Genomic DNA, 25439 nt, shown 5'->3' with positions numbered 1-25439 from the left:
ACCCCACCTTGTACCGTCAGCCTGACGAGAACGCGAGCAAAATAGCATAATTTGCCGCTGCCGACAGCGCCGAGTCGCATGAAGCCGAAGTATATCGTCGGGACAGGACTGCTGATGTTGATCCCAACACTTTTCAGCGCATTCTCATCGCGCAGGCCAGCCAGGAAATTTCACATTTTCAGGGCGAAACTGGCTGATATCAGCGATAGTCATCATGCTGGTTGATGACATCCTGTCTGGAGAAGCCCCATGAAACGCATACCCTGTCTGACCGAAGCCGACGTAACGCCGGAAAGCATATTTAATATGAAGCGCCGCCAGGTGCTGAAAACGCTGGGACTGAGCGCTGCGGCGATGGGTATGCCGGGCGTGGCAAATGCCGATATCCTCAGCTGGTTCAAAGGCAACGATCGCCCACCTGCCCCAGCAGGCCGGCCGCTCGACTTCACCAAACCGGCGCAATATCAAGCCGATCTGACGCTGACGCCTGCGGATAAAGTTTCTGGCTACAACAATTTCTACGAGTTCGGGCTGGATAAGGCCGATCCGGCTGCCAATGCCGGAACACTGAAAACAGAGCCCTGGAAACTGACCATTGATGGCGAAGTGGCGAAGCCCGTAACCCTGGATATGGATGACATCTTCAAACGCTTTGCTATGGAGCAGCGAATCTATCGCATGCGCTGCGTAGAGGCCTGGTCGATGGTGGTGCCCTGGGTAGGCTTTGAGCTGAATAAACTTCTCTCGCTGGCAGAACCCACCAGCAAAGCGCGCTTTGTTGCCTTTCAGACGCTCTACGACCCTGAGCAGATGCCGGGCCAGAAGGATCGCTTTATCGGCGGTGGCCTCAATTATCCCTATGTCGAAGGTTTGCGTCTGGATGAAGCAATGCATCCGCTGACGATACTGACCACCGGTGTCTATGGCAAAGCGCTGCCGCCGCAGAATGGCGCGCCGATTCGTCTGACGGTGCCGTGGAAATATGGCTTTAAAGGCATTAAGTCGATCGTCAAAATCACGCTGACCGACAAACAGCCGCCGACCACCTGGAACCAGATTGCCGCCGACGAGTATGGTTTTTATGCCAATGTGAATCCCCACGTTAATCATCCACGCTGGTCACAGGCGACAGAGCGGTTTATTGGCCCAGGCGGCAGTCTGAAGGTCGAACGTCAGCCAACGCTGCTGTTTAACGGCTATGCCGAACAGGTGGCGTCGCTCTACCGCGGCATGGATTTACGGGAGAATTATTAGGTGGTGCGCCTGTCGATAAAACAGATCATGTGGCTCAAGGTGATCCTGCACCTGGCAGCCCTGTTGCCGCTGGTCTATCTGGTGCTTGCCGCGATTCAGGGTGGCCTGAGTGCGGACCCGGCAAAAGATATTCAACATTTTACCGGCCGCATGGCGCTGAAGCTGCTGCTGGGTACGCTGCTGGTTTCACCACTGGCACGCTACGGCAGGCAGCCGTTGTTAATCCGCACCCGGCGCCTGCTCGGCGTCTGGACGTTTGTCTGGGCCTCTCTCCACCTGCTGAGCTACTACCTGCTGGAATTGGGCGTGGATAATCTGCGTCTGCTGGGCAGCGAACTCATCTCCCGGCCCTATCTGACACTGGGAATTATCAGCTGGCTGATATTACTGGCCCTGGCGGTAACGTCGTTTCAGCGCGCTCAGCGCAGGCTCGGTAAACGCTGGCAAACCCTACACAACGCGGTCTATCTTGTGGCGATTCTGGTGCCAATTCACTATATCTGGTCGGTAAAAACCGTGTCCCCGCAGCCACTTATCTATGCCCTCCTTGCTGCATTGTTGTTAGCCTGGCGTTACAAAAAATTTCTCAAATGGTGGCCCCGCTAGCACTTCACCCGTTGTTTTCCTCTGCTGTTTTCTGATAAAAGATGTGGCCCGCAGGCCACATCCGATCATCTTCGCAGATAAGACCAGTATTTTGCTGCGAAATGACACGAAACGGATATAATGCCCGGCTTTATTGCTCGTCGGGTCTTCTTTTTCAGCCTGAAAGGTGACAAATGAAGATTCGCAAGGTATTTTACGCGATGCCTCAATGATTGCGGGAGATGGCAGCACGATGGCGCATAAATTACATATTCTGCTTTTAAACGGGCCCAACCTGAATCTGTTGGGAACACGTGAACCTGAGAAGTATGGTCATACCACGCTGAGTCAGATCGTTGATGATTTGACGCGTCAGGCAGACCAGTTGAATGTGGAGTTGAGCCACCTGCAAACCAATGCTGAATTTCAGCTGATTGATCGCATTCATGAGGCCAAAGGCAATGTGGATTACATCATCATTAATCCTGCCGCGTTTACCCATACCAGTGTCGCACTGCGTGATGCCCTGCTGGCGGTAGAAATACCGTTTATCGAGGTTCATCTCTCCAATGTGCATGCCCGCGAGCCCTTCCGTCATCACTCCTATCTTTCTGATGTTTCTGCTGGCGTGATCTGTGGGCTTGGCGCTGACGGCTACACATGGGCTTTACAAACGGCAGTAAAACGCCTGTCTCAAACTAATTAATCAAACTGAGTACGGAACCCCACTCATGGATATTCGTAAAATTAAAAAACTGATCGAACTGGTTGAAGAGTCTGGCATTTCTGAGCTGGAAATCTCTGAAGGTGAAGAGTCCGTTCGCATCAGTCGTGCACCTGCAAACGTGGGTTACCCGATAATGCAGCAGGCTTACGCTGCGCCGGTTCAACAGCCTGCTCTGGCGACAGCCGTTGCCCCTGTTGCAGCCGTTGCCGAAGCGGCACCAGCTGAAATCAGCGGTCACATCGTGCGTTCACCAATGGTAGGTACCTTCTACCGTACGCCGAGCCCGGATGCGAAAGCCTTTGTGGAAGTTGGCCAGAAAGTGAATGCCGGCGATACCCTGTGCATCGTCGAAGCTATGAAAATGATGAACCAGATCGAAGCTGACAAATCAGGCGTGGTGAAAGCTATCCTGGTTGAAAGCGGTCAGCCGGTCGAATTTGACGAGCCACTGGTTATCATCGAGTAACGGGGCAGATCATGCTGGATAAAATTGTTATTGCTAACCGTGGTGAGATCGCGCTGCGCATTCTGCGTGCCTGTAAAGAACTGGGCATCAAGACTGTTGCGGTACACTCAAGCGCGGATCGTGACCTGAAGCACGTGCTGCTGGCAGACGAAACCGTCTGCATCGGCCCGGCGCAGTCAGTCAAAAGTTACCTCAACATCCCGGCGCTGATCTCTGCAGCAGAGATCACCGGCGCGGTGGCGATTCACCCTGGCTACGGCTTCCTCTCTGAGAATGCCGATTTTGCTGAGCAGGTTGAGCGCTCCGGCTTTATCTTTATCGGCCCGAAAGCGGACACCATTCGCCTGATGGGTGACAAAGTTTCTGCAATCAATGCGATGAAGAAAGCAGGCGTCCCAACCGTACCCGGTTCTGACGGTTCGCTGACGGATGATATGGAAAAAAACCGTGCCTTTGCCAAACGCATCGGTTATCCGGTCATCATCAAAGCGTCTGGCGGCGGCGGCGGTCGTGGTATGCGCGTAGTGCGCGGCGATAAAGATCTGGAAGAATCCATCAACATGACGAAAGCGGAAGCCAAAGCGGCTTTCAACAACGACATGGTTTACATGGAGAAGTATCTGGAGAATCCGCGCCACATCGAGATTCAGGTACTGGCTGACGGTCAGGGCAACGCGATCTATCTGGGCGAACGTGACTGTTCCATGCAGCGTCGTCACCAGAAAGTTGTTGAAGAAGCGCCAGGCCCAGGCATCACAGAAGAACAGCGTCGCTTTATCGGTAACCGCTGTTCTCAGGCCTGTATTGAGATTGGCTATCGCGGCGCAGGTACCTTTGAGTTCCTGTACGAAAACGGTGAGTTCTACTTCATTGAGATGAACACCCGTATTCAGGTAGAACATCCGGTAACCGAGATGATCACCGGTGTGGACCTGATCAAAGAGCAGCTGCGTATTGCTGCCGGTCAGCCACTGTCAATTAAACAGGAAGATGTGATCATTCGCGGACATGCGGTCGAGTGCCGTATCAACGCTGAAGATCCAGTCACCTTCCTGCCAAGCCCGGGTAAAATCACCCGCTTCCATGCGCCAGGCGGTTTTGGCGTGCGCTGGGAGTCGCATATTTACTCAGGCTACACCGTACCGCCTTATTACGACTCCATGATCGGCAAGCTGATCACCTATGGCGAAACGCGTGACGTGGCTATCGCTCGCATGAAAAATGCGCTGGCGGAACTGATCATCGACGGTATCAAAACCAACGTTGAACTGCAGATGAAAATCATGTCCGACGAAAACTTCCAGCACGGTGGAACCAATATCCACTATCTGGAGAAAAAACTCGGCTTGCACGAGAAATAATCGCAACGCTGAGTCAGTCTGAGGCCGGTTAATCCGGCCTTTTTCTTTTGCCGCTGGCGTTAAGGTTGAATCATGGATGCTCGTTTTATACAGGCACATAAAGAGGCGCGCTGGTCGCTTTACCTCACACTGCTCTGGCTCGCTGCCTGGGGGCTCTCTGCCTGGCTGGGTGGCAGTGAAATCGGTGTTACCGGCCTGCCGCGCTGGTTTGAACTCTCCTGCCTGTTTGCTCCCCTGTTGTTCATTTTTCTGTGCTGGATGATGGTGCGGGTGATTTTCCGCGACATGCCGCTGGAGGACCAAAGTGAACAGTGAAATTATCCTGCCGTTACTGATTTATCTGGTGCTGATTGCCGCGCTGTCGGTGTTTGCCGTCCGTAAAAAGCGTGAAGGCAGCTTCCTGACTGAATATTTCCTTGGCAGCCGCTCCATGGGCGGATTCGTACTGGCGATGACGCTCACTACCACCTATATCAGCGCCAGCTCATTTATTGGGGGTCCCGGTGCCGCCTACAAATATGGGCTGGGCTGGGTATTGCTGGCGATGGTGCAGGTGCCCGCCGTCTGGCTGTCGCTGGGTGTGCTGGGGAAAAAGTTTGCCATTCTGGCACGCAAGCATAATGCGGTAACGCTGAATGATATGCTCTATGCCCGCTATCAGAGCCCGCTGCTGATCTGGCTGGCGAGTCTGAGTCTGCTGATTGCCTTTATCGGTGCCATGACGGTGCAGTTTATCGGTGGTGCACGGCTGCTCGAAACCGCCGCTGGCATCCCGTATGACACCGGCCTGCTGATTTTTGGTGGCACCATCGCGCTCTATACCGCTTTCGGTGGATTCCGTGCCAGCGTGCTCAATGACGCCATGCAGGGCATTGTGATGCTGATTGGCACTTTTCTGCTGCTGTTCGCAGTGATTCATCAGGCAGGTGGCCTGAGCACGGCGGTGCAGAAACTGCATGACATCGATCCGGCTCTGCTGTCGCCACAGGGGCCGGGCGAGATTATTACGCCAACCTTCCTCAGTTCGTTCGTTGTGCTGGTCTGCTTTGGGGTGATTGGCCTGCCGCATACGGCGGTGCGTTGTATCTCTTATAAAGACAGTAAGGCCGTCCATCGGGCCATTATTCTGGGCACCATTGTCGTGGTGGTGTTGATGCTGGGCATGCATCTGGCCGGTGCGCTGGGCCGCGCGGTACTGCCGAATCTGACCGTGCCGGATAGCGTCATTCCGACGCTGATGATCACTGTTCTGCCACCGTTAGCGGCCGGACTGTTTCTGGCAGCCCCGATGGCCGCAATTATGTCGACCATCAATGCCCAGCTGTTACAGGCTTCAGCCACGCTGATTAAAGATCTCTACCTGCGTGTCGCCCCGCAGCAGCTGGAAAATGAGTCACGGCTGCGACTGCTATCTGGCACCATTACCTTCGCACTGGGTATCCTGCTGCTGATTGCGGCATGGAATCCGCCCGATATGATTATCTGGCTCAACCTGCTGGCATTTGGCGGCCTGGAGGCGGTTTTCCTCTGGCCGCTGGTTCTGGGCCTCTACTGGGAACGTGCCAATGCCGCAGGCGCCATCACCGGCATGGTAACAGGTGGAGGCTGCTACGCTTTTATGGCAAGCCTTAACCTGCAGATTCTGGGTTTTCACCCTATCGTGCCCTCCCTGCTTTTAAGCCTGCTGGCATTTCTGGTGGGCAACCTGTTTGGACGCGCGCCGCACGTGGCCGACGCGCCGCAACATTGACGGAAAGAGAGACGTTATGCCGTGGATTCAAATCAAAATTAACAGCTCAGGTGAACATGCGGAAACGCTGAGCGATGCGCTGATGGAGATCGGTGCGGTTTCAGTCACCTTTCAGGATACCAACGACACGCCGGTGTATGAGCCGCTGCCAGGCGAAACGCGCCTGTGGGGCGACACCGACGTTATCGGCCTGTTCGATGCAGAAACAGATATGGCCCTGATTACTGCCGAACTGGCGCAGCATCCGCTGCTGGGTGACGGTTTTCGTCACCGGATCGAACAGATCGAAGATAAAGACTGGGAGCGCGAATGGATGGAAAACTTCCACCCGATGCGCTTCGGCGAGCGTCTCTGGATCTGTCCGAGCTGGCGTGATGTGCCGGATCCTGATGCCGTCAACGTCATGCTCGATCCCGGTCTGGCATTTGGCACCGGTACGCATCCCACCACCTCGCTCTGTCTGACGTGGCTTGATGGGCTGGATCTGGAAGGCAAAACGGTGATCGATTTCGGCTGTGGATCCGGGATCCTGGCGATCGCCGCCCTGAAGCTGGGCGCGGCTCAGGCGATCGGCATTGATATCGATCCGCAGGCCATTCAGGCCAGCCGGGATAATGCTGAGCGCAATGGTGTCTCCGATCGCCTGTCGCTCTACCTGCCCCACCAGCAACCGGACAATCTGCAGGCTGATGTGGTGGTAGCCAATATCCTGGCCGGCCCGCTGCGTGAGCTGGCACCTCTGATCGGGGTACTGCCGAAGTCTGGCGGTCACCTGGGTCTTTCGGGCGTGTTAGAGAGCCAGGCGGAGAGCGTCTGCGAGGCCTATACCAGCGAGTTCACACTCGACCCGGTTGCGGTCAAAGAAGAGTGGTGCCGGATTACCGGGATTAAATCCTGATTTTAACGTTAGTCCGTTTACGCTGATATCGCCGTCGCCGTAACAAAGCGGCTTAACAGAATATTCAGCCAGCCCGTAGCGTAAGTTGCGGGCTTTCCCGATTTGAAATGGATGCTTGTATCGTTAATCACGGCATGTGACGTTTTTTATCTGGCGAATTGACGTACTTTTCTGGAAAAACTTTTGCTCACAATTTCAGCATAAACAGCTAAATGATTGTTATTTAACATTATTAATGAATAACACCGATCATCATCCGGATTTCATTGATCTTTCTTGCTGATTGTTCAAAGTTTGGCCTTTCATCTTCCTGCAAAAATGCGTAATATACGCCGCCTTGCAGACACAGTATGGCCATTCTGACTTCATGCGTATTGGAAACCTCCAGCTGAGAAATCGACTGATTGCAGCACCGATGGCCGGTATTACCGACAGGCCGTTCAGGACGCTGTGTCACGAAATGGGTGCAGGCATGGCAGTTTCTGAGATGCTGTCTTCTAACCCGGAAGTGTGGGCTAGCGACAAATCTCGATTACGTATGGTTCACAGTGATGAGCCAGGCATTCGCGCCGTGCAAATTGCCGGTTGCGATCCCAGTGAAATGGCGCAAGCTGCACGCATTAATGTTGAGGCTGGTGCACAGGTCATCGACATTAATATGGGATGCCCTGCCAAGAAGGTTAACCGCAAAATGGCGGGTTCAGCCTTGCTGCAATATCCTGCCGTGGTGGAGTCTATTCTCTCCGCAGTGGTTAATGCAGTGAATGTGCCGGTTACGCTGAAAATTCGTACTGGCTGGGATCCTGAAAACAGGAACTGTGTCGCGATTGCCCAATTGGCTGAACGCTGCGGTATACAGGCTCTGACGATACATGGTCGCACTCGTGCCTGCCTGTTCAACGGAGAAGCTGAATATGACAGCATTCGGACAGTTAAGCAGAGTGTCTCCATTCCGATTATCGCGAATGGAGACATAACTGACCCGCATAAAGCCAGAGCGGTGCTCGACTATACAGGGGCCGATGCTCTGATGATAGGACGCGCTGCTCAGGGAAGACCGTGGATCTTCCGGGAAATCCAGCATTATCTGGACACTGGGGAGTTGCTTGCCCCGCTGCCGATGGCAGAGGTCAAGCGCTTGCTTGTTTCGCATATACGTGAGCTGCACGACTTTTACGGTTCAGGCAAGGGATACCGTATAGCGCGAAAGCACGTCTCCTGGTACCTGCAGGAGCACGCCCCGAATGACCAGTTTCGGCGCACATTCAACGCCATAGAGGATGCCAGCGAACAGCTGGAGGCGTTGGAGGCATACTTCGAAAATCTTGCGTAACGAAATAAAGAGCTGAAAGAACTATGTTCGAACAACGCGTAAATTCTGACGTACTGACCGTTTCTACCGTTAACTCACAGGATCAGGTAACTCAAAAACCTTTGCGTGATTCGGTTAAACAGGCACTGAAGAACTATTTTGCTCAACTGAATGGTCAGGATGTGAGCGACCTGTATGAGCTGGTTTTGGCTGAAGTCGAGCAGCCTCTGTTGGACATGGTGATGCAGTATACCCGTGGCAACCAGACCCGTGCTGCCCTGATGATGGGTATCAACCGCGGTACGCTGCGTAAGAAATTGAAAAAATACGGCATGAACTGATTTTTAGTTCTGTCTGTTAATCACGCCAGCCTTCGGGCTGGCGTTTTTATTTGTGCGTCATCGCACAAAGTAACGGCAGGGAGAGTGAAACAGTTGCCTTTCGTATGGTAACTATAGTTGCAATCGCTGGCGTGATATTTCATCCCCTCGCTTTCGTCCGATCTGATTTGATTTAAGTAATGTTCTGTCTCCAGCCTTACTGCCTATGCCCGTCACTGCTGGGCATGTGACTTCCTGCGCATAAAAAAGCAACACCTTCTCTTCATACATTTCTGCCTGAGCGAGCGCTCACATTGCTCTCATATAGTGAAACTATTTGCACTAAATGTGATCGGGTCGTCTCGCATTGCTTCCTTTTGGTGCGCCATATTAGCGAAACTTTCCAGGTGCTTCTGATTATTAACCGTTCTTTCATACGAATTCAGGATCCTGCAAACCTGGCATCAGCTTTGCAGAGTCGTGGATGGCTGACCGCCACAGACAGGAAAAACGCACACCAAAGTGCGCAAACATAACAACATGATCCCGCCACACAGGATGCTTTATGAAAAAGATGATGCTCTCTACGCTAATCGCTGCCGCCTCGCTGGTTGCCATTGCTCAGCAGGCACACGCAGGCACCACACTGGATGCGATAAAGAAAAAAGGTTTTGTTCAATGTGGTATCAGTGACGGCCTGCCGGGCTTCTCCTATGCAGATGCTGGCGGCAAGTTTACCGGTATCGATGTGGATGTGTGTCGTGCTGCGGCCGCCGCGGTATTCGGCGATGCGACCAAAGTGAAGTATACCCCTCTGACCGCGAAAGAGCGTTTTACCGCGCTGCAGTCAGGCGAAGTGGATGTACTTTCACGTAACACCACCTGGACCTCATCGCGTGATGGCGGCATGGGCTTCCTGTTTGCGGGCGTGAACTATTACGACGGCATCGGCTTCCTGACTCACCAGAAAGCCGGTCTGAAAAGTGCGAAAGAGCTGGACGGTGCCACCGTCTGTATTCAGGCGGGAACAGACACCGAGCTGAACGTGGCAGACTTCTTCAAAGCCAACAAAATGCAATATACGCCGGTGACTTTCGACCGCTCCGACGAGTCAGCTAAGGCGCTGGACAGCGGTCGCTGCGATACGCTGGCATCTGATCAGTCTCAGCTTTATGCCCTGCGCATCAAGCTCGGCAAACCTGATGAGTTTATTGTCCTGCCAGAAGTGATCTCCAAAGAGCCGCTGGGACCCCTGGTGCGTCGTGGTGATGATGACTGGTTCACCATCGTCAAATGGTCGCTCTACGCCATGCTGAATGCCGAAGAGATGGGCATCAACTCGAAGAACGTTGATCAGATGACAGCTAAGCCGACCACGCCAGATATGGCACATCTGCTGGGTGCTGAGGGTGACTTTGGTAAAGATCTGAAGCTGGATAACAAGTGGGCCTATAACATCATCAAACAGGTCGGCAACTATCAGGAAAGCTTTGACCGTAACGTCGGTAAAGACAGCGCACTGAAGATCGCGCGCGGTCAGAATGCGTTGTGGAACCAGGGCGGGATTCAGTACGCACCACCGGTACGTTAACAGACCTCACCAATCGGGCACCGTATTCTGCGGTGCCCTACCCCAGCTTTCGTTACTGAGGTTTCAACATGTCACAACGCCCAACCGTGAAAAGGGATTTTTCATTTGGTAATCCCACGGTTCGCGCCTGGATTTATCAGTTCATCGCCGTCGTCGCGGTGCTTGGTGTGGTGGGTTATCTGGTGCATAACACCATTATCAACCTTGCCAATCGCGGCATTACATCAGGGTTTGGATTTCTTGAGCGCACTGCCGGTTTCGGCATCGTTCAGCATCTGATTGAGTACACGGAGGGAGATACCTACGCGCGCGTGTTTCTGGTCGGATTAACCAACACGCTGCTGGTCTCTGCACTCTGTATTGTTTTCGCGTCGATTCTCGGATTCGCGGTCGGTCTTGCCCGCCTTTCTGATAACTGGCTGCTGCGGAAGCTCTCGAATATCTATATCGAAACCTTCCGTAATATCCCGCCTCTGCTGCAAATCTTCTTCTGGTACTTCGCGGTCTTACGCAATCTGCCAGGCCCACGTCAGGCGCTGAATGCGTTCGACCTGGCCTATGTCAGCAATCGCGGACTCTACGTCCCGTGGCCGACCTATGCACCAGGCAGCTGGCCGTTTGTTATCGCACTGCTGCTGGCCGTGGCTGTCAGCTATGGCCTGTACCGCTTTAATCGTCAGCATCAGCTGAAAACCGGTGAGTTACGTCGTACATGGCCCGCCGCCGTTGCAATGCTGATTCTCTTTCCTTTGCTTGCGCACCTTGGGTTTGGTGCAGCAACGCACTGGGATGTGCCGCAACTGCGCGGGTTCAATTTCCGTGGCGGCTCGGTGATGATTCCGGAGCTGGCGGCGCTAACGCTGGCACTGTCGATCTATACCTCGTCGTTTATCGCTGAAGTCATCCGCTCCGGGATTCAGTCGGTGCCGCATGGTCAGCATGAAGCTGCACGCTCGCTGGGTCTGCCGAATCCGGTGACGCTGCGTCAGGTGATTATTCCGCAGGCCATGCGCGTCATTATTCCGCCGCTGACCAGCCAGTATCTGAACATCGTGAAGAACTCCTCACTGGCCGCTGCTATCGGATATCCCGATATGGTGTCGCTGTTCGCGGGATCGGTGCTGAATCAGACCGGTCAGGCCATCGAGACGATTGCTATCACAATGGGCGTTTACCTGATTATCAGTCTGCTGATATCGCTGCTTATGAACTTCTACAACCGCAAAATTGCGCTGGTTGAGCGTTAAGAGAACGGGATAACTATGTCTGTGACTACGCATGAAACGCCCCCCGTGCCGACGACGCCTGTCAGTCGCACCTGGCTTTGGGCTCGTAAAAACCTGTTTTCCAGCTGGTTTAACACGTTACTGACGCTGTTTTGCATCTGGGTTATCTGGCACGTCATTCCGCCCGCGCTGAACTGGCTGGTCTTTCAGGCAAACTGGATTGGCACCACGCGCGCCGATTGCACCAAAGAAGGTGCCTGTTGGGTCTTTATCCATGCGCGTTTCGGTCAGTTCATGTATGGGCTTTATCCACATGAGCTGCGCTGGCGTATTAACCTGGCGCTGGTGATTGGTCTGCTGTCGATTGTGCCGATGTTTCTCAAAAGCCTGCCCTATCGTGGACGCTACATTGCGGCTTGGGCCGTCATCTATCCGGTGATTGTCTGGTTCCTGCTGTATGGCGGCTATCTGGGACTGGAACGTGTGGAAACTCGTCAGTGGGGCGGGTTAACGCTGACGCTGATTATCGCGTCGGTCGGTATTGCCGGTGCATTGCCGCTGGGCATCCTGCTGGCGCTTGGCCGCCGCTCACGGATGCCGGTGGTACGCACGCTGTCGATTATCTTTATTGAGTTCTGGCGTGGCGTTCCGCTGATTACCGTACTGTTTATGTCATCGGTGATGCTGCCGCTGTTTATGTCTGAAGGCACCACCATTGATAAGCTGGTGCGTGCCCTGGTCGGTGTAATCCTGTTCCAGTCCGCCTATGTGGCGGAGGTGGTGCGCGGTGGCCTGCAGGCATTGCCGAAAGGTCAGTATGAGGCTGCAGAATCGCTGGCGCTGGGCTACTGGAAAACGCAGATGCTGGTCATTCTTCCCCAGGCACTGAAGCTCACCATCCCTGGCCTGGTTAACACCATCATCGCACTGTTTAAAGATACCAGCCTGGTCATCATCATTGGTCTTTTCGATCTGTTCAGCAGCGTCCAGCAGGCAACGGTCGATCCGACCTGGCTGGGCATGTCGACTGAAGGTTATGTCTTTGCTGCACTGGTCTATTGGATTTTCTGTTTTAGCATGTCGCGCTACAGCCAGTATCTGGAAAAGCGCTTTCACACCGGGCGTACATCGCACTGAGGTTTTACATGACTGACTCTATGACACACTCTTCCGACGCGTTGATGATTTCGCTTGAGAACGTGAATAAATGGTACGGGCAGTTTCACGTACTGAAAGACATCAACCTGCAGGTTAAACCCCGAGAGCGCATCGTGCTGTGCGGCCCTTCCGGCTCCGGCAAATCGACCACGATCCGCTGTATCAACCATCTGGAAGAGCATCAGCAAGGGCGTATTGTTGTTGACGGTATCCACCTTAATGACGACGTACGTAACATTGAGCGCGTACGCACAGAAGTGGGGATGGTATTCCAGCACTTCAATCTTTTCCCGCATCTGACCGTATTGCAGAACTGCACGCTGGCACCTTCCTGGGTGAGAAAGATTCCAAAGAAGGAAGCGGATGAACTGGCTATGCACTATCTGCAACGCGTGCGTATTGCTGAGCATGCGCATAAGTTTCCGGGTCAACTTTCCGGCGGACAGCAGCAACGTGTCGCTATCGCCCGCTCACTCTGTATGAAACCCAAAATTATGCTATTTGATGAGCCAACCTCAGCGCTGGATCCGGAGATGGTTAAAGAGGTGCTGGATACAATGATTGGTCTGGCTGAGGATGGGATGACCATGCTGTGCGTCACCCACGAGATGGGCTTTGCCCGAACGGTGGCTGACCGGGTGATCTTCATGGATCGGGGTGAGATCGTCGAAGTTGCGCCACCGCAGGAGTTTTTTGCGAATCCTAAATCGGAGCGTACCCGGGCGTTTTTATCGCAGGTTATTCACTGATTACCGACTCCGTTCATCTTACTACCCGGCCTGGTGCCGGGTTTTTTATGGCCTGACCAGCAGGTGCATTGAGCTGACTAACAGGATGCGATGATAAAGGTAAGGGACAGAAGGCTGATAAGAGGTGGTTTTATTGCACATTATCGGCTTGCCACAACGAAAAAAGCCCTTCGCATACGCGAAGGGCTCTCTCTTATTTGATGCCTGGCAGTTCCCTACTCTCGCATGGGGAGACCCCACACTACCATCGGCGCTACGGCGTTTCACTTCTGAGTTCGGCATGGGGTCAGGTGGGACCACCGCGCTACAGCCGCCAGGCAAATTCTTTTATTTACCGAACTCGTGTCTTAACTGGTGCTGATACCCAGAGTCGAACTGGGGACCTCACCCTTACCAAGGGTGCGCTCTACCAACTGAGCCATATCAGCACACTAAATTTGATGCCTGGCAGTTCCCTACTCTCGCATGGGGAGGCCCCACACTACCATCGGCGCTACGGCGTTTCACTTCTGAGTTCGGCATGGGGTCAGGTGGGACCACCGCGCTACAGCCGCCAGGCAAATCTTGGTGCACGAAACGAACCTTTTACGCCATGACCGTGTTGCCATCGCTCAGCCACACCGGTCACATACCTCAGTATGCTCCCGCTGATGTCTTCGCTCTGCGCCCTGTCACGCCGCAAAATCTTTCGTTTCCGCTAATTTTATCCGGAATAAGCTGAAAATCGTGTCTCTCAAAAACGCCTCTGGCGTTGTAAGGTTAAGCCTCACGGGTCATTAGTACCGGTTAGCTCAACGCATCGCTGCGCTTACACACCCGGCCTATCAACGTCGTAGTCTTCAACGTCCCTTCAGGACCCTCAAGGGGTCAGGGAGAACTCATCTCGGGGCAAGTTTCGTGCTTAGATGCTTTCAGCACTTATCTTTTCCGCACTTAGCTACCGGGCAATGCCATTGGCATGACAACCCGAACACCAGTGGTGCGTTCACTCCGGTCCTCTCGTACTAGGAGCAACCCCCCTCAATTCTCCAGCGCCCACGGCAGATAGGGACCGAACTGTCTCACGACGTTCTAAACCCAGCTCGCGTACCACTTTAAACGGCGAACAGCCGTACCCTTGGGACCTACTTCAGCCCCGGATGTGATGAGCCGACATCGAGGTGCCAAACACCGCCGTCGATATGAACTCTTGGGCGGTATCAGCCTGTTATCCCCGGAGTACCTTTTATCCGTTGAGCGATGGCCCTTCCATTCAGAACCACCGGATCACTATGACCTGCTTTCGCACCTGCTCGAGCCGTCACTCTCGCAGTCAAGCCAGCTTATGCCATTGCACTAACCTCACGATGTCCGACCGTGATTAGCTGACCTTCGTGCTCCTCCGTTACTCTTTAGGAGGAGACCGCCCCAGTCAAACTACCCACCAGACACTGTCCGCAGCCCGGATTACGGGCCTACGTTAGAACATCAAACATTAAAGGGTGGTATTTCAAGGTTGGCTCCACGCAGACTGGCGTCCGCGCTTCAAAGCCTCCCACCTATCCTACACATCAAGGCTCAATGTTCAGTGTCAAGCTGTAGTAAAGGTTCACGGGGTCTTTCCGTCTTGCCGCGGGTACACTGCATCTTCACAGCGAGTTCAATTTCACTGAGTCTCGGGTGGAGACAGCCTCGCCATCATTACGCCATTCGTGCAGGTCGGAACTTACCCGACAAGGAATTTCGCTACCTTAGGACCGTTATAGTTACGGCCGCCGTTTACCGGGGCTTCGATCAAGAGCTTCTCCTTGCGGATAACCCCATCAATTAACCTTCCGGCACCGGGCAGGCGTCACACCGTATACGTCCACTTTCGTGTTTGCACAGTGCTGTGTTTTTAATAAACAGTTGCAGCCAGCTGGTATCTTCGACTGGCTTCGGCTCGGGGAGCAAGTCCCTCCACCTACGCGCCAGCGTGCCTTCTCCCGAAGTTACGGCACCATTTTGCCTAGTTCCTTCACCCGAGTTCTCTCAAGCGCCTTGGTATTCTCTACCTGACCACCTGTGTCGGTTTGGGGTACGATTCTGTGTTACCTGATGCTTAGAGGCTTTTCCTGGAAGCTGGGCATTTATCACTTCAGCACCGTAGTGCCTCGTCGTCACGCCTCAGCGTTGATAAGGGACCGGATTTACCTGGACCCTCCGCCTACACGCTTAAACCGGGACAACCGTCGCCCGGCTGATATAGCCTTCTCCGTCCCCCCCTTCGCAGTAACACCGAGTACAGGAATATTAACCTGTTTCCCATCGACTACGCCTTTCGGCCTCGCCTTAGGGGTCGACTCACCCTGCTCCGATTAACGTTGAACAGGAACCCTTGGTCTTCCGGCGAGCGGGCTTTTCACCCGCTTTATCGTTACTTATGTCAGCATTCGCACTTCTGATACCTCCAGCATGCCTCACAGCACACCTTCGACGGCTTACAGAACGCTCCCCTACCCAACAACGCATAAGCGTCGCTGCCGCAGCTTCGGTGCATGGTTTAGCCCCGTTACATCTTCCGCGCAGGCCGACTCGACCAGTGAGCTATTACGCTTTCTTTAAATGATGGCTGCTTCTAAGCCAACATCACGGCTGTCTGTGCCTTCCCACATCGTTTCCCACTTAACCATGACTTTGGGACCTTAGCTGGCGGTCTGGGTTGTTTCCCTCTTCACGACGGACGTTAGCACCCGCCGTGTGTCTCCCGTGATAACATTCCTCGGTATTCGCAGTTTGCATCGGGTTGGTAAGCCGGGATGGCCCCCTAGCCGAAACAGTGCTCTACCCCCGAGGATGAGTTCACGAGGCGCTACCTAAATAGCTTTCGGGGAGAACCAGCTATCTCCCGGTTTGATTGGCCTTTCACCCCCAGCCACAGGTCATCCGCTAATTTTTCAACATTAGTCGGTTCGGTCCTCCAGTTAGTGTTACCCAACCTTCAACCTGCCCATGGCTAGATCACCGGGTTTCGGGTCTATACCCTGCAACTTAACGCCCAGTTAAGACTCGGTTTCCCTGCGGCTCCCCTATACGGTTAACCTTGCTACAGAATATAAGTCGCTGACCCATTATACAAAAGGTACGCAGTCACCCCCATAAAGAAGGCTCCCACTGCTTGTACGTACACGGTTTCAGGTTCTGTTTCACTCCCCTCGCCGGGGTTCTTTTCGCCTTTCCCTCACGGTACTGGTTCACTATCGGTCAGTCAGGAGTATTTAGCCTTGGAGGATGGTCCCCCCATATTCAGACAGGATACCACGTGTCCCGCCTTACTCATCGAGCTCACAGCACATGCGCTTTTGTGTACGGGAGTATCACCCTGTACCCTGCGACTTTCCAGACGCTTCCACTAACACACATGCTGATTCAGGCTCTGGGCTGCTCCCCGTTCGCTCGCCGCTACTGGGGGAATCTCGGTTGATTTCTTTTCCTCGGGGTACTTAGATGTTTCAGTTCCCCCGGTTCGCCTTGCAGCACTATGTATTCATGCTGCAATGATGCACAGAGTGCACCGGGTTTCCCCATTCGGACATCGACGGCTGTAGCGGTTCATATCACCTTACCGTCGCTTTACGCAGATTAGCACGTCCTTCATCGCCTCTGACTGCCTGGGCATCCACCGTGTACGCTTAGTCGCTTAACCTCACAACCCACAGGCGTTTTTCAACGCTGCAGACTGCAAGCATTTGAGAGACTCGAACATGTCGTATTTTTCATTCTTATTACGGAGAATGAAAACGACACGTCGTTTCAATTTTCAGCTTGTTCCGGATTGTTAAAGAGCAAATATCTCAAACGCGGCCCGGCTGCTTACGCAACCAGAACGGTTTTGAGATACTGTATGGAGACACCTTTCACCTGTCACCAAGCAGGTGGCGTCCCCTAGGGGATTCGAACCCCTGTTGCCGCCGTGAAAGGGCGGAGTCCTAACCGCTAGACGAAGGGGACACGATAGTGTCACGACTTCGCAGCCGTCCTGCTCATTACTTTTTATCAGACAATCTGTGTGAGCACTGCGCGGGAAGGTATCTTCAGGTAAGGAGGTGATCCAACCGCAGGTTCCCCTACGGTTACCTTGTTACGACTTCACCCCAGTCATGAATCACAAAGTGGTAAGCGCCCTCCCGAAGGTTAAGCTACCTACTTCTTTTGCAACCCACTCCCATGGTGTGACGGGCGGTGTGTACAAGGCCCGGGAACGTATTCACCGTGGCATTCTGATCCACGATTACTAGCGATTCCGACTTCACGGAGTCGAGTTGCAGACTCCGATCCGGACTACGACGCACTTTGTGAGGTCCGCTTGCTCTCGCGAGGTCGCTTCTCTTTGTATGCGCCATTGTAGCACGTGTGTAGCCCTACTCGTAAGGGCCATGATGACTTGACGTCATCCCCACCTTCCTCCGGTTTATCACCGGCAGTCTCCTTTGAGTTCCCGACCGAATCGCTGGCAACAAAGGATAAGGGTTGCGCTCGTTGCGGGACTTAACCCAACATTTCACAACACGAGCTGACGACAGCCATGCAGCACCTGTCTCAGAGTTCCCGAAGGCACCAAAGCATCTCTGCTAAGTTCTCTGGATGTCAAGAGTAGGTAAGGTTCTTCGCGTTGCATCGAATTAAACCACATGCTCCACCGCTTGTGCGGGCCCCCGTCAATTCATTTGAGTTTTAACCTTGCGGCCGTACTCCCCAGGCGGTCGACTTAACGCGTTAGCTCCGGAAGCCACTCCTCAGGGGAACAACCTCCAAGTCGACATCGTTTACGGCGTGGACTACCAGGGTATCTAATCCTGTTTGCTCCCCACGCTTTCGCACCTGAGCGTCAGTCTTTGTCCAGGGGGCCGCCTTCGCCACCGGTATTCCTCCAGATCTCTACGCATTTCACCGCTACACCTGGAATTCTACCCCCCTCTACAAGACTCAAGCCTGCCAGTTTCAAATGCAGTTCCCAGGTTAAGCCCGGGGATTTCACATCTGACTTAACAGACCGCCTGCGTGCGCTTTACGCCCAGTAATTCCGATTAACGCTTGCACCCTCCGTATTACCGCGGCTGCTGGCACGGAGTTAGCCGGTGCTTCTTCTGCGGGTAACGTCAATCGACGCGGTTATTAACCGCATCGCCTTCCTCCCCGCTGAAAGTACTTTACAACCCGAAGGCCTTCTTCATACACGCGGCATGGCTGCATCAGGCTTGCGCCCATTGTGCAATATTCCCCACTGCTGCCTCCCGTAGGAGTCTGGACCGTGTCTCAGTTCCAGTGTGGCTGGTCATCCTCTCAGACCAGCTAGGGATCGTCGCCTAGGTGGGCCATTACCCCGCCTACTAGCTAATCCCATCTGGGTTCATCCGATAGTGAGAGGCCCGAAGGTCCCCCTCTTTGGTCTTGCGACGTTATGCGGTATTAGCCACCGTTTCCAGTGGTTATCCCCCTCTATCGGGCAGATCCCCAGACATTACTCACCCGTCCGCCACTCGTCACCCGAGAGCAAGCTCTCTGTGCTACCGTCCGACTTGCATGTGTTAGGCCTGCCGCCAGCGTTCAATCTGAGCCATGATCAAACTCTTCAATTTAAGTTTGATTTGCTTAAACAAGTTAAGCGGTGCTCATCTGTAAAACGTCATAATGAATTTCATTATGTGTTCACTCGTGAGGCTTTGATATTTTGTTGCGTCCTGAGACGCTGATATCAATCCTGCGAGTGCCCACACAGATTGTCTGATAAATTGTTAAAGAGCAGTGCGAACAGTGCGTTAGCGTCCTGTCGCGAGGTGGCGTATATTACGCTTTCCTCCTGCAGAGTCAACTTCTTTCTCAGAAGTTTTTCTCCGGCGGCGCAGTCTCCTGTGCCTCTCAACCCGTTTCCCGTTGCCGGTGTTCCGTGTCGATGGAGGCGCATTATAGGGATCCCGTTTGAGAGCACAACCCTTTTTTAGGATCTTTTATCTGAACGGTTATAAATGATCCAGATTGGTGAGATCGCCAGCGATCCGCTTCAGAATTGGCTTGTCAGCTGGCTAAAATGGCATCAGGCTGCAGTGAAAACAGAACAAAGGAGAACAAGATGACTTCCGCCCTACGTCCCTATAAAGATCTTTTCCCGCAAACGGGTCAGCGCGTTATGGTCGATCCAAGCAGTGTTGTCGTCGGTGATGTGATTATGGAGGATGACGTGAGCATCTGGCCGCTGGTTGCGATAAGAGGTGATGTGAATCAGGTCCGCATTGGTGCCCGTACTAATGTGCAGGACGGCAGTGTTCTGCACGTCACGCATAAATCAGCCGCCAACCCCCAGGGCTTCCCTCTTATTATTGGCGAGGACGTCACCGTCGGGCATAAAGCGATGCTACACGGCTGTACCATTGGCGATCGCGTGCTGGTCGGAATGGGATCGATTCTGCTGGATGGCGTAATAGTAGAAGAAGAGGTAATGATTGGTGCCGGAAGTCTGGTGCCGCCCGGTAAAAGGCTGGAGAGCGGCTATCTCTACCTGGGTAGCCCGGTAAAGCAGGTCAGGCCGCTGAATGACAGTGAAAAGGAAGGTTTACGCTATTCCGCTAATAACTATGTTGGCTGGAAAGATGATTATCTGGCGGGAGATAACCAGATCCAGCCCTGATTATCTATATCATCCTGACGAATGGCCGCTTCGGCCTCATCTTCCAGATCCCAGCGATGGTGCTGAAACAGCGCCATCGCCTTTCCTTCACCAAAACGTGAATTCAGCGAATCGCGGCTGATTGCACAATTCAGCCGCATGCCGTTGACCAGTACTGGAAAACAGACCGCGTTCAGTTCAGCGTCATAGGATTCCTCATCCGGGAACTGTATCGCCTGATTCATGGCTGCATGGCCTGCTTAAGCTGAGCAATCACGGGCGTGATTTCCGGCATCACACCGTGCCATATGTAGAAAGCATGCGCAGCCTGACCCACCAGCATCCCCAGTCCATCGGCCAGATGATCACTCCCTTGCGCCTGACACCAGCGTAAAAAAGGCGTCAGCCCGCTTTGGTAAAACATGTCGTAGCAGCGCACCTCAGAATGGATGACCTCTGCAGGTAAAGGAGGCGTTTCTCCATTCACACCACTTGAAGTGGCGTTGATGATCAGATCAAAGCGCTGATCCGCCAGTTGCTCAAAACCAGATGCCCGGATAGTCCCGCTCGCGCCAAACAGGTTCGCCAGCTCTTCAGCGCGTGCGGCGGTACGATTGACGACGGTCAGTGTCACGCCTGCTGAAAGCAGCGGCAGAATAACACCGCGTGCGGCCCCGCCCGCTCCCACCAGCAAGACATTGTCGCCAGCGTTGATCATATTCAGCCGTTCAAGATCGCTTAACAGGCCGATGCCATCCGTGTTGTCTCCCAGGATCTGCCCATCACTGAGCTTTTTAACGGTGTTTACCGCACCTGACAGAGCTGCACGTTCGCTAAGCTGATCGGCAAATTCCCATGCCTGCTGTTTGAAAGGTAACGTCACGTTGGCACCACGACCTCCCTGCCCGAAAAAGGCAGAAAGCGATTGAGGAAAACCATCAACCGGGGCACAGATGCGACCATAGCGATGTTCAATGCCCGTCTGCTCAGCGAAGGCCTGATGGATCAGCGGCGATTTACTGTGGCTGATCGGATTACCGAAAACGGCGAATTGATCCATGAATTAACCCTGACGTATGAGTTCGCCGCTAATGACATCGCGGATTTCAGAAGGATTGAGCCGTCCACCCGTTTTACCCGACAGAACCGGGAACGTCTCACCAAACTGCTGCTTCACTTCTTCAGCCGTACGGCAGGGAGGCTGACCTGACAGGTTTGCGCTGGTCGAGACCAGCGGTTTGCCAAACGCCCGACATAGCGCCTGAACATCCGGATGGTCACTGACGCGAATGGCCAGTGAATCAAACTGTCCGGTAAGCCAGCGAGGCGTCTGTGGCGGCACGGGCACGACAAAAGTCACCGGGCCGGGCCAGCAGGCAAACATCCGCTCTCGCTGGACTACAGAAAGTTCGCGCGCCGAGATGTAAGGTTCTAGCTGACTGTAATCAGCCGCAATCAGGATGAGCCCCTTCTCTACCGGGCGCTGTTTCAGCGCCAGCAACGCCATAACGGCAGATTCACTGTCAGGGTCACAGCCCAGACCAAATACGGCTTCCGTAGGATAGGCGATGACCGCCTGACGATTCAGATGCTCTAAACAGGTCTCAAGTGAATCGGCGAGGTGTTGATTTTCCATGGTCTATGAATTCTCTTCAGCGATGGCTTTGCCACAACTCTTACTGGCGCAGAAGCGCTTAACGCCCTGCGCCGTCTTTTTCTCAACTAACAGCGGATACTCACAATAAGGACAGATTCCGGCAACGGGTGTCAGATTGACGACAAACTGGCAGGCCGGATAACGATCGCAGGAGTGAAACGTTTTGCCATAACGGGAACGCCGCTGAACTAACCGGCCTTCATGGCACTGTGGACAGGCCAGCGAGGTTTCATCCGGTTTATCGATGGTTTCTGTGTATCCGCATTCCGGATAGAGGCTGCAGCCGATAAACATACCAAAACGTCCCTGCCGCAACACTTTATCCGCACCACATTCAGGACAGGCGTGTCCTTCCAGCACTTTGACCACATGGCCATCGGCCTGACCTTTTAAAGGTCGAATGTAGTCACAAGCCGGGTAGTTCGCACAGCCCAGAAAAGGACCGTGTTTACCGGAGCGGATAACCAGTTCTGCCCCGCAAGCGGGGCAGGGATCCTGTTTACGCACGGTGAAGAGTGCAGCTTTACTCATAGCGATCAATGCATGAAAGGAAATTTAATGCAGCATACCTTCATTGGCGTCGAATAGCAGTTCTTCCATCTGCTGATAGGCATTTTCACATCCCGGGATGTTGAACAACACCATCAGCACCACCCATTTGAGATCCTCCAGATCAAACTCAGAGGTATCCAGCGCCATGATACGTTCGATGACCATTTCACGGGTTTCCAGGTTCAGCACCTGAATCTGCTCCAGGAACAGCAGGAAACCACGGCTGTCAGCATCTAAACGTTTGCTCTCTTCATCGGTATAAATACGCATGGAGAGCGGATCATTTGTCAGTAAAATCGGTTCTACCAGTCCTTCCTGATAGTCAGCCAGTCTTTCTAACCAGTTCAGCGCACTGTAAACATCTTCACGATGGAACCCGGCATCCGTCAGGTCATCTGTCAATCTGTCCTGATCAACACCCATTTCTGCTTCGTTGTGGATATATGTCTCAAACAAGTACATCAGTACGTCGAACATGGCATGCCCTCCTCAATCGGACATAGCCGCCGGGTACAGCTGCGATCCATCCTGCTAACTCCAGTTCCAGCAACTGAGCTGAGATAACTGGCACAGATTGGCCGGCACGTTCAGCGACAACGTCAACAGGTGTAACATCATCTCCTACGTTAGCCAACACATCAGCAAATGGCAATGGAGCATCGTCCCTCACCTCAGAATAAATTTCATCCGCCTGAGCTACGGGTAGCCAGTTAAGTGCATTTGCCAGATCTTCTGTGATGTTATTGGGATGAGCCACCAGCAGCGCGCCCTGCTGAATCAGCCAGTTTACGCCTTCGCTTAACGGGTTGCCGAGCGCGCCAGGTAAGGCATAGACATTGCGATTTTGCTCCAGCGCATAGCGGGCCGTCACCAGTGAGCCACTTTTCAGCGAGGCTTCTACCACCAGCACACCGTGGCTCAGGCCGCTAATGATACGATTACGGCGTGGAAAATTAAGGGGGTGCGGTATGGTCGTCAGTGGAAACTCAGAAACGATAGCACCGCCCTGCCCGACAATCTCTGCGGCAAGACGGGTATGGTTTTTGGGATAAAGATGCTGCAACCCGCTTCCTAACACCGCCACCGTTTTACCGCCCACGTTAAGTGCGGCCTGATGCGCAACGCCATCAATACCCCGCGCCAGTCCGCTGGTGATGGTCAATCCGCCCAGGCTTAAATGCTGGGTAAACCAGTCACACCAGTAACGGCCATAATGAGAGCTGTTCCGGCTTCCTACAATTGCTAACTGTGGTGTACTGATAACAGCAGGATCGCCATCAATATAAAGCAGCGGCGGAAAGCGATTAGTTTCTTTAAGACGGGCTGGATAAGCTGCATCCAGAGCGGTAATCAGATGATGAGCCGGACTCTGCGCCAGCCAGGAACAGACTTCCTCAATATTTTTTTCATTAAATTCATAATATTGCTGCCGCTGGCTGGCATCTAACCCAAGCCGGATAAGCTCCTCATCGTCTGCCAGTCCGGCACCTGTCTGCTGCGCCACCTCAACCCAGCGTTTTCCTGTCATTCCGGTGACGGCCGCCAGCCGCACATACTGCCCTGTTTTGTCCATCTCCTGCTCCCTGATCGCCCTTGCTTCCTGCCGCACAATGCTGTCAATCAGGCCTCGAAAAGTCTACAATATGAGGCAGTAATCTTTTCTTAACCGAATACAGATCTGGATATTTATGTCAGTTTTGCAGGTATTACATTTCCCTGACGAGCGTCTTCGCAAAGTCGCTGCGCCCGTTAAAGAAGTTAACGCAGACATTCAGCGTATCGTTGATGATATGTTCGAGACGATGTATGCCGAAGAAGGTATCGGTCTTGCGGCTACGCAGGTCGATATTCATCAGCGCATTATCGTGATTGATGTCTCTGAAAGTCGTGAAGAGCGTTTAGTCCTGATTAACCCTGAGCTGCTGGAAAAAAGCGGCGAAACCGGTATTGAAGAGGGCTGCCTCTCTATTCCGGAACAGCGCGCATTTGTTCCGCGTGCCGAGCGGGTAAAGGTTCGCGCACTTGATCGTGATGGTAAAAGTTTCGAGCTGGAAGCCAGCGAGTTACTGGCCATCTGCATCCAGCATGAGATTGATCATCTGGAAGGCAAACTGTTTATTGATTATCTGTCGCCTCTGAAGCGGCAACGAATCAAAACTAAGTTAGAGAAACTGGCGCGTCAAAACGCGCAGGCTTCCTGAGATCTTAAGAAGGGATAAACGTGTCTGCCCCGCTAAAAATCATCTTTGCCGGCACACCTGACTTCGCAGCGCGTCATCTTGACGCGCTGCTTGCTTCTGAACATCAGGTTATCGGCGTATTTACCCAACCCGACCGTCCTGCGGGTCGCGGTAACAAACTCACGCCGGGCCCGGTCAAAACGCTGGCGCTGGCACATGACATTCCGGTTTATCAGCCTAAGTCACTGCGACCTGATGAAAATCAGCAACTGGTCGCTGATCTGAAGGCAGACGTGATGGTCGTTGTGGCCTACGGATTGATTCTGCCAAAGGCCGTACTGGATATGCCACGTCTCGGCTGCATCAACGTTCATGGTTCGCTACTGCCGCGCTGGCGTGGAGCCGCGCCTATTCAGCGCGCACTGTGGGCTGGCGACAGCGAAACCGGCGTGACCATCATGCAGATGGACGTAGGCCTGGATACTGGCGATATGCTGCATAAGCTGGCTTGCCCGATTACCGCTGAAGATACCAGTGCAACGCTCTATGACAAGCTCGCGCAGCTTGGTCCACAGGGGCTGCTGGATACGCTGACGTTACTGAGCACTGGACAGGCTTCACCTGAAAAGCAGGATGAAACACTGGCCAACTATGCTGAGAAACTTAGCAAAGAGGAGGCACGTCTCGACTGGACCCTCTCTGCAGACCAGCTTGAACGTTGTATTCGCGCGTTTAACCCGTGGCCAATGAGCTTTTTCACCATTGATGATCAACCCGTAAAAGTCTGGCAGGCAAGCGTTCTGCCGCACAGCGATCGTTCGCCGGGTGAAATTATCAGTGCGGATAAGCATGGCATACAGGTCGCGACGGCTCAGGGTGTACTGAATCTGCTGCAGTTGCAGCCTGCCGGTAAAAAACCGATGTCGGCTCAGGATCTTCTCAACTCGCGCCGGGAATGGTTTGAACCTGGAACCCTTCTCGACTGACTCCCAGGCCCGGTCACTCACCGGGCCTTTTGTTTGATGACAAAA

The 25439-nt window shown here is 53.5% G+C and carries 23 protein-coding genes, 2 tRNA genes and 4 rRNA genes; 17 read left to right on the top strand and 12 right to left on the bottom strand.

Features of this window, described 5'->3' with window-relative positions; all coding sequences use genetic code 11:
• Positions 1-249 precede the first annotated feature (249 nt).
• The 14 genes from msrP (at position 250) to EGO56_RS02465 (ending at position 13397) form a co-directional block, all read left to right on the top strand.
• Positions 250-1254 carry a protein-methionine-sulfoxide reductase catalytic subunit MsrP gene (msrP, locus tag EGO56_RS02530; protein ID WP_135907613.1) on the top strand — a complete coding sequence of 335 codons (1005 nt, stop codon included), beginning with the start codon at positions 250-252 and terminating at the stop codon, positions 1252-1254.
• A gap of 3 nt (positions 1255-1257) precedes the next feature.
• Entirely contained in the window at positions 1258-1860 is a 603-nt protein-coding gene (gene msrQ, locus EGO56_RS02525; RefSeq protein WP_135907612.1) for a protein-methionine-sulfoxide reductase heme-binding subunit MsrQ, read from the top strand.
• Between the two features lie 232 nt (positions 1861-2092).
• A complete protein-coding gene (gene aroQ, locus EGO56_RS02520; protein WP_033734740.1) occupies positions 2093-2545 on the top strand; it encodes a type II 3-dehydroquinate dehydratase in 453 nt (150 codons plus the stop codon).
• 25 nt (positions 2546-2570) lie between these two features.
• Positions 2571-3032 (top strand): acetyl-CoA carboxylase biotin carboxyl carrier protein, encoded by a 462-nt coding sequence (accB, locus tag EGO56_RS02515; protein WP_135907611.1) that lies wholly within the window; start codon positions 2571-2573, stop codon positions 3030-3032.
• 11 nt (positions 3033-3043) lie between these two features.
• Positions 3044-4393, top strand: coding sequence for an acetyl-CoA carboxylase biotin carboxylase subunit (accC, locus tag EGO56_RS02510; protein ID WP_013359213.1), 1350 nt, complete (start codon positions 3044-3046; stop codon positions 4391-4393).
• 72 nt (positions 4394-4465) lie between these two features.
• Entirely contained in the window at positions 4466-4708 is a 243-nt protein-coding gene (locus tag EGO56_RS02505) for a YhdT family protein (protein WP_033784124.1), read from the top strand.
• Positions 4698-6143 carry a sodium/pantothenate symporter gene (panF, locus tag EGO56_RS02500; RefSeq protein WP_013359215.1) on the top strand — a complete coding sequence of 482 codons (1446 nt, stop codon included), beginning with the start codon at positions 4698-4700 and terminating at the stop codon, positions 6141-6143. Before EGO56_RS02505 ends, panF begins: the two co-directional genes overlap by 11 nt.
• A gap of 16 nt (positions 6144-6159) precedes the next feature.
• Positions 6160-7041: a 50S ribosomal protein L11 methyltransferase gene (gene prmA, locus EGO56_RS02495; protein WP_135907610.1), complete on the top strand. Its 882-nt coding sequence runs from the start codon at positions 6160-6162 to the stop codon at positions 7039-7041.
• A 367-nt stretch (positions 7042-7408) separates the two neighbouring features.
• Positions 7409-8374 (top strand): tRNA dihydrouridine synthase DusB, encoded by a 966-nt coding sequence (gene dusB, locus EGO56_RS02490; protein WP_013359217.1) that lies wholly within the window; start codon positions 7409-7411, stop codon positions 8372-8374.
• A 23-nt stretch (positions 8375-8397) separates the two neighbouring features.
• Positions 8398-8694 carry a DNA-binding transcriptional regulator Fis gene (gene fis, locus EGO56_RS02485; RefSeq protein WP_003855228.1) on the top strand — a complete coding sequence of 99 codons (297 nt, stop codon included), beginning with the start codon at positions 8398-8400 and terminating at the stop codon, positions 8692-8694.
• A gap of 544 nt (positions 8695-9238) precedes the next feature.
• The gene (locus EGO56_RS02480; RefSeq protein ID WP_013359218.1) at positions 9239-10264 is read left to right on the top strand and encodes an amino acid ABC transporter substrate-binding protein; all 1026 of its coding nucleotides are present in this window, start codon (positions 9239-9241) and stop codon (positions 10262-10264) included.
• 68 nt (positions 10265-10332) lie between these two features.
• Positions 10333-11511: an amino acid ABC transporter permease gene (locus tag EGO56_RS02475; protein WP_033784127.1), complete on the top strand. Its 1179-nt coding sequence runs from the start codon at positions 10333-10335 to the stop codon at positions 11509-11511.
• A gap of 15 nt (positions 11512-11526) precedes the next feature.
• The gene (locus EGO56_RS02470; RefSeq protein ID WP_135907609.1) at positions 11527-12627 is read left to right on the top strand and encodes an amino acid ABC transporter permease; all 1101 of its coding nucleotides are present in this window, start codon (positions 11527-11529) and stop codon (positions 12625-12627) included.
• An 8-nt stretch (positions 12628-12635) separates the two neighbouring features.
• Positions 12636-13397, top strand: a complete 762-nt coding sequence (locus EGO56_RS02465; RefSeq protein ID WP_010699823.1) for an amino acid ABC transporter ATP-binding protein — start codon at positions 12636-12638, stop codon at positions 13395-13397.
• A gap of 202 nt (positions 13398-13599) precedes the next feature.
• Here EGO56_RS02465 and rrf (EGO56_RS02460) read toward each other — a convergent pair.
• From rrf (EGO56_RS02460) to EGO56_RS02435, 6 genes are all read right to left on the bottom strand, one after another.
• Positions 13600-13715, bottom strand: a 5S ribosomal RNA gene (gene rrf, locus EGO56_RS02460).
• A gap of 34 nt (positions 13716-13749) precedes the next feature.
• Positions 13750-13825 (bottom strand) — tRNA-Thr (locus EGO56_RS02455).
• A 14-nt stretch (positions 13826-13839) separates the two neighbouring features.
• Positions 13840-13955, bottom strand: a 5S ribosomal RNA gene (gene rrf / locus EGO56_RS02450).
• Between the two features lie 197 nt (positions 13956-14152).
• Positions 14153-17061 (bottom strand): 23S ribosomal RNA (locus EGO56_RS02445).
• A gap of 230 nt (positions 17062-17291) precedes the next feature.
• Positions 17292-17366 (bottom strand) — tRNA-Glu (locus tag EGO56_RS02440).
• Between the two features lie 88 nt (positions 17367-17454).
• A 16S ribosomal RNA gene (locus EGO56_RS02435) occupies positions 17455-18994 on the bottom strand.
• The 16S, 23S and 5S rRNA genes sit together here with 2 tRNA genes alongside, the layout of an rRNA operon.
• Positions 18995-19485: 491 nt before the next feature.
• On the opposite strand from EGO56_RS02435, the gene EGO56_RS02430 reads away from it, so the two are divergent.
• Entirely contained in the window at positions 19486-20040 is a 555-nt protein-coding gene (locus EGO56_RS02430; RefSeq protein ID WP_013359223.1) for a gamma carbonic anhydrase family protein, read from the top strand.
• On the opposite strand, the gene EGO56_RS02425 is transcribed toward EGO56_RS02430, so the two are convergent.
• From EGO56_RS02425 to dprA, 6 genes are read right to left on the bottom strand one after another with little or no spacing between them, the layout of a single operon-like run.
• Positions 20007-20264 (bottom strand): DUF1488 family protein, encoded by a 258-nt coding sequence (locus EGO56_RS02425; protein ID WP_135907608.1) that lies wholly within the window; start codon positions 20262-20264, stop codon positions 20007-20009. The two genes, EGO56_RS02430 and EGO56_RS02425, sit on opposite strands and share 34 nt — an antisense overlap.
• The gene (gene aroE / locus EGO56_RS02420) at positions 20261-21079 is read right to left on the bottom strand and encodes a shikimate dehydrogenase (protein WP_135907607.1); all 819 of its coding nucleotides are present in this window, start codon (positions 21077-21079) and stop codon (positions 20261-20263) included. The genes EGO56_RS02425 and aroE overlap by 4 nt, the downstream gene beginning before the upstream one ends.
• A 3-nt stretch (positions 21080-21082) precedes the next feature.
• Complete coding sequence (gene tsaC / locus EGO56_RS02415) at positions 21083-21655, bottom strand: L-threonylcarbamoyladenylate synthase type 1 TsaC (RefSeq protein ID WP_135907606.1); 573 nt, start codon at positions 21653-21655, stop codon at positions 21083-21085.
• Positions 21656-21658: 3 nt separating this feature from the next.
• A complete protein-coding gene (locus EGO56_RS02410; protein ID WP_033734101.1) occupies positions 21659-22207 on the bottom strand; it encodes a DNA topoisomerase family protein in 549 nt (182 codons plus the stop codon).
• Between the two features lie 24 nt (positions 22208-22231).
• Positions 22232-22705 carry a DUF494 family protein Smg gene (gene smg / locus EGO56_RS02405; protein ID WP_013359228.1) on the bottom strand — a complete coding sequence of 158 codons (474 nt, stop codon included), beginning with the start codon at positions 22703-22705 and terminating at the stop codon, positions 22232-22234.
• Complete coding sequence (gene dprA / locus EGO56_RS02400) at positions 22677-23801, bottom strand: DNA-protecting protein DprA (RefSeq protein ID WP_135907605.1); 1125 nt, start codon at positions 23799-23801, stop codon at positions 22677-22679. Before dprA ends, smg begins: the two co-directional genes overlap by 29 nt.
• A gap of 115 nt (positions 23802-23916) precedes the next feature.
• On the opposite strand from dprA, the gene def reads away from it, so the two are divergent.
• Complete coding sequence (gene def, locus EGO56_RS02395) at positions 23917-24429, top strand: peptide deformylase (RefSeq protein ID WP_013359230.1); 513 nt, start codon at positions 23917-23919, stop codon at positions 24427-24429.
• Positions 24430-24449: 20 nt separating this feature from the next.
• Positions 24450-25394, top strand: coding sequence for a methionyl-tRNA formyltransferase (gene fmt / locus EGO56_RS02390; protein ID WP_135907604.1), 945 nt, complete (start codon positions 24450-24452; stop codon positions 25392-25394).
• The last annotated feature ends 45 nt before the right edge of the window (positions 25395-25439 follow it).

It is taken from the genome of Pantoea vagans (genome assembly GCF_004792415.1).
In the GTDB taxonomy this organism is placed as follows: domain Bacteria; phylum Pseudomonadota; class Gammaproteobacteria; order Enterobacterales; family Enterobacteriaceae; genus Pantoea; species Pantoea vagans.
The sequence above is the reverse complement of the archived record's forward strand: the minus strand, read 5'-3'. Positions and strand labels throughout refer to the sequence as shown.

What these genes read in the sequence shown, in the direction of transcription:
- EGO56_RS02465 (WP_010699823.1), top strand. Translation starts at nt 12,636, where the DNA reads ATGACTGACTCTATGACACACTCTTCCGACGCGTTGATGATTTCGCTT.
- def (WP_013359230.1), top strand. Translation starts at nt 23,917, where the DNA reads ATGTCAGTTTTGCAGGTATTACATTTCCCTGACGAGCGTCTTCGCAAA.
- EGO56_RS02505 (WP_033784124.1), top strand. Translation starts at nt 4,466, where the DNA reads ATGGATGCTCGTTTTATACAGGCACATAAAGAGGCGCGCTGGTCGCTT.
- accB (WP_135907611.1), top strand. Translation starts at nt 2,571, where the DNA reads ATGGATATTCGTAAAATTAAAAAACTGATCGAACTGGTTGAAGAGTCT.
- EGO56_RS02410 (WP_033734101.1), bottom strand. Translation starts at nt 22,207, where the DNA reads ATGAGTAAAGCTGCACTCTTCACCGTGCGTAAACAGGATCCCTGCCCC.
- smg (WP_013359228.1), bottom strand. Translation starts at nt 22,705, where the DNA reads ATGTTCGACGTACTGATGTACTTGTTTGAGACATATATCCACAACGAA.
- EGO56_RS02475 (WP_033784127.1), top strand. Translation starts at nt 10,333, where the DNA reads ATGTCACAACGCCCAACCGTGAAAAGGGATTTTTCATTTGGTAATCCC.
- aroQ (WP_033734740.1), top strand. Translation starts at nt 2,093, where the DNA reads ATGGCGCATAAATTACATATTCTGCTTTTAAACGGGCCCAACCTGAAT.
- tsaC (WP_135907606.1), bottom strand. Translation starts at nt 21,655, where the DNA reads ATGGAAAATCAACACCTCGCCGATTCACTTGAGACCTGTTTAGAGCAT.
- fis (WP_003855228.1), top strand. Translation starts at nt 8,398, where the DNA reads ATGTTCGAACAACGCGTAAATTCTGACGTACTGACCGTTTCTACCGTT.
- EGO56_RS02430 (WP_013359223.1), top strand. Translation starts at nt 19,486, where the DNA reads ATGACTTCCGCCCTACGTCCCTATAAAGATCTTTTCCCGCAAACGGGT.
- msrP (WP_135907613.1), top strand. Translation starts at nt 250, where the DNA reads ATGAAACGCATACCCTGTCTGACCGAAGCCGACGTAACGCCGGAAAGC.
- EGO56_RS02470 (WP_135907609.1), top strand. Translation starts at nt 11,527, where the DNA reads ATGTCTGTGACTACGCATGAAACGCCCCCCGTGCCGACGACGCCTGTC.
- EGO56_RS02480 (WP_013359218.1), top strand. Translation starts at nt 9,239, where the DNA reads ATGAAAAAGATGATGCTCTCTACGCTAATCGCTGCCGCCTCGCTGGTT.
- aroE (WP_135907607.1), bottom strand. Translation starts at nt 21,079, where the DNA reads ATGGATCAATTCGCCGTTTTCGGTAATCCGATCAGCCACAGTAAATCG.
- accC (WP_013359213.1), top strand. Translation starts at nt 3,044, where the DNA reads ATGCTGGATAAAATTGTTATTGCTAACCGTGGTGAGATCGCGCTGCGC.
- dprA (WP_135907605.1), bottom strand. Translation starts at nt 23,801, where the DNA reads ATGGACAAAACAGGGCAGTATGTGCGGCTGGCGGCCGTCACCGGAATG.
- prmA (WP_135907610.1), top strand. Translation starts at nt 6,160, where the DNA reads ATGCCGTGGATTCAAATCAAAATTAACAGCTCAGGTGAACATGCGGAA.
- EGO56_RS02425 (WP_135907608.1), bottom strand. Translation starts at nt 20,264, where the DNA reads ATGAATCAGGCGATACAGTTCCCGGATGAGGAATCCTATGACGCTGAA.
- dusB (WP_013359217.1), top strand. Translation starts at nt 7,409, where the DNA reads ATGCGTATTGGAAACCTCCAGCTGAGAAATCGACTGATTGCAGCACCG.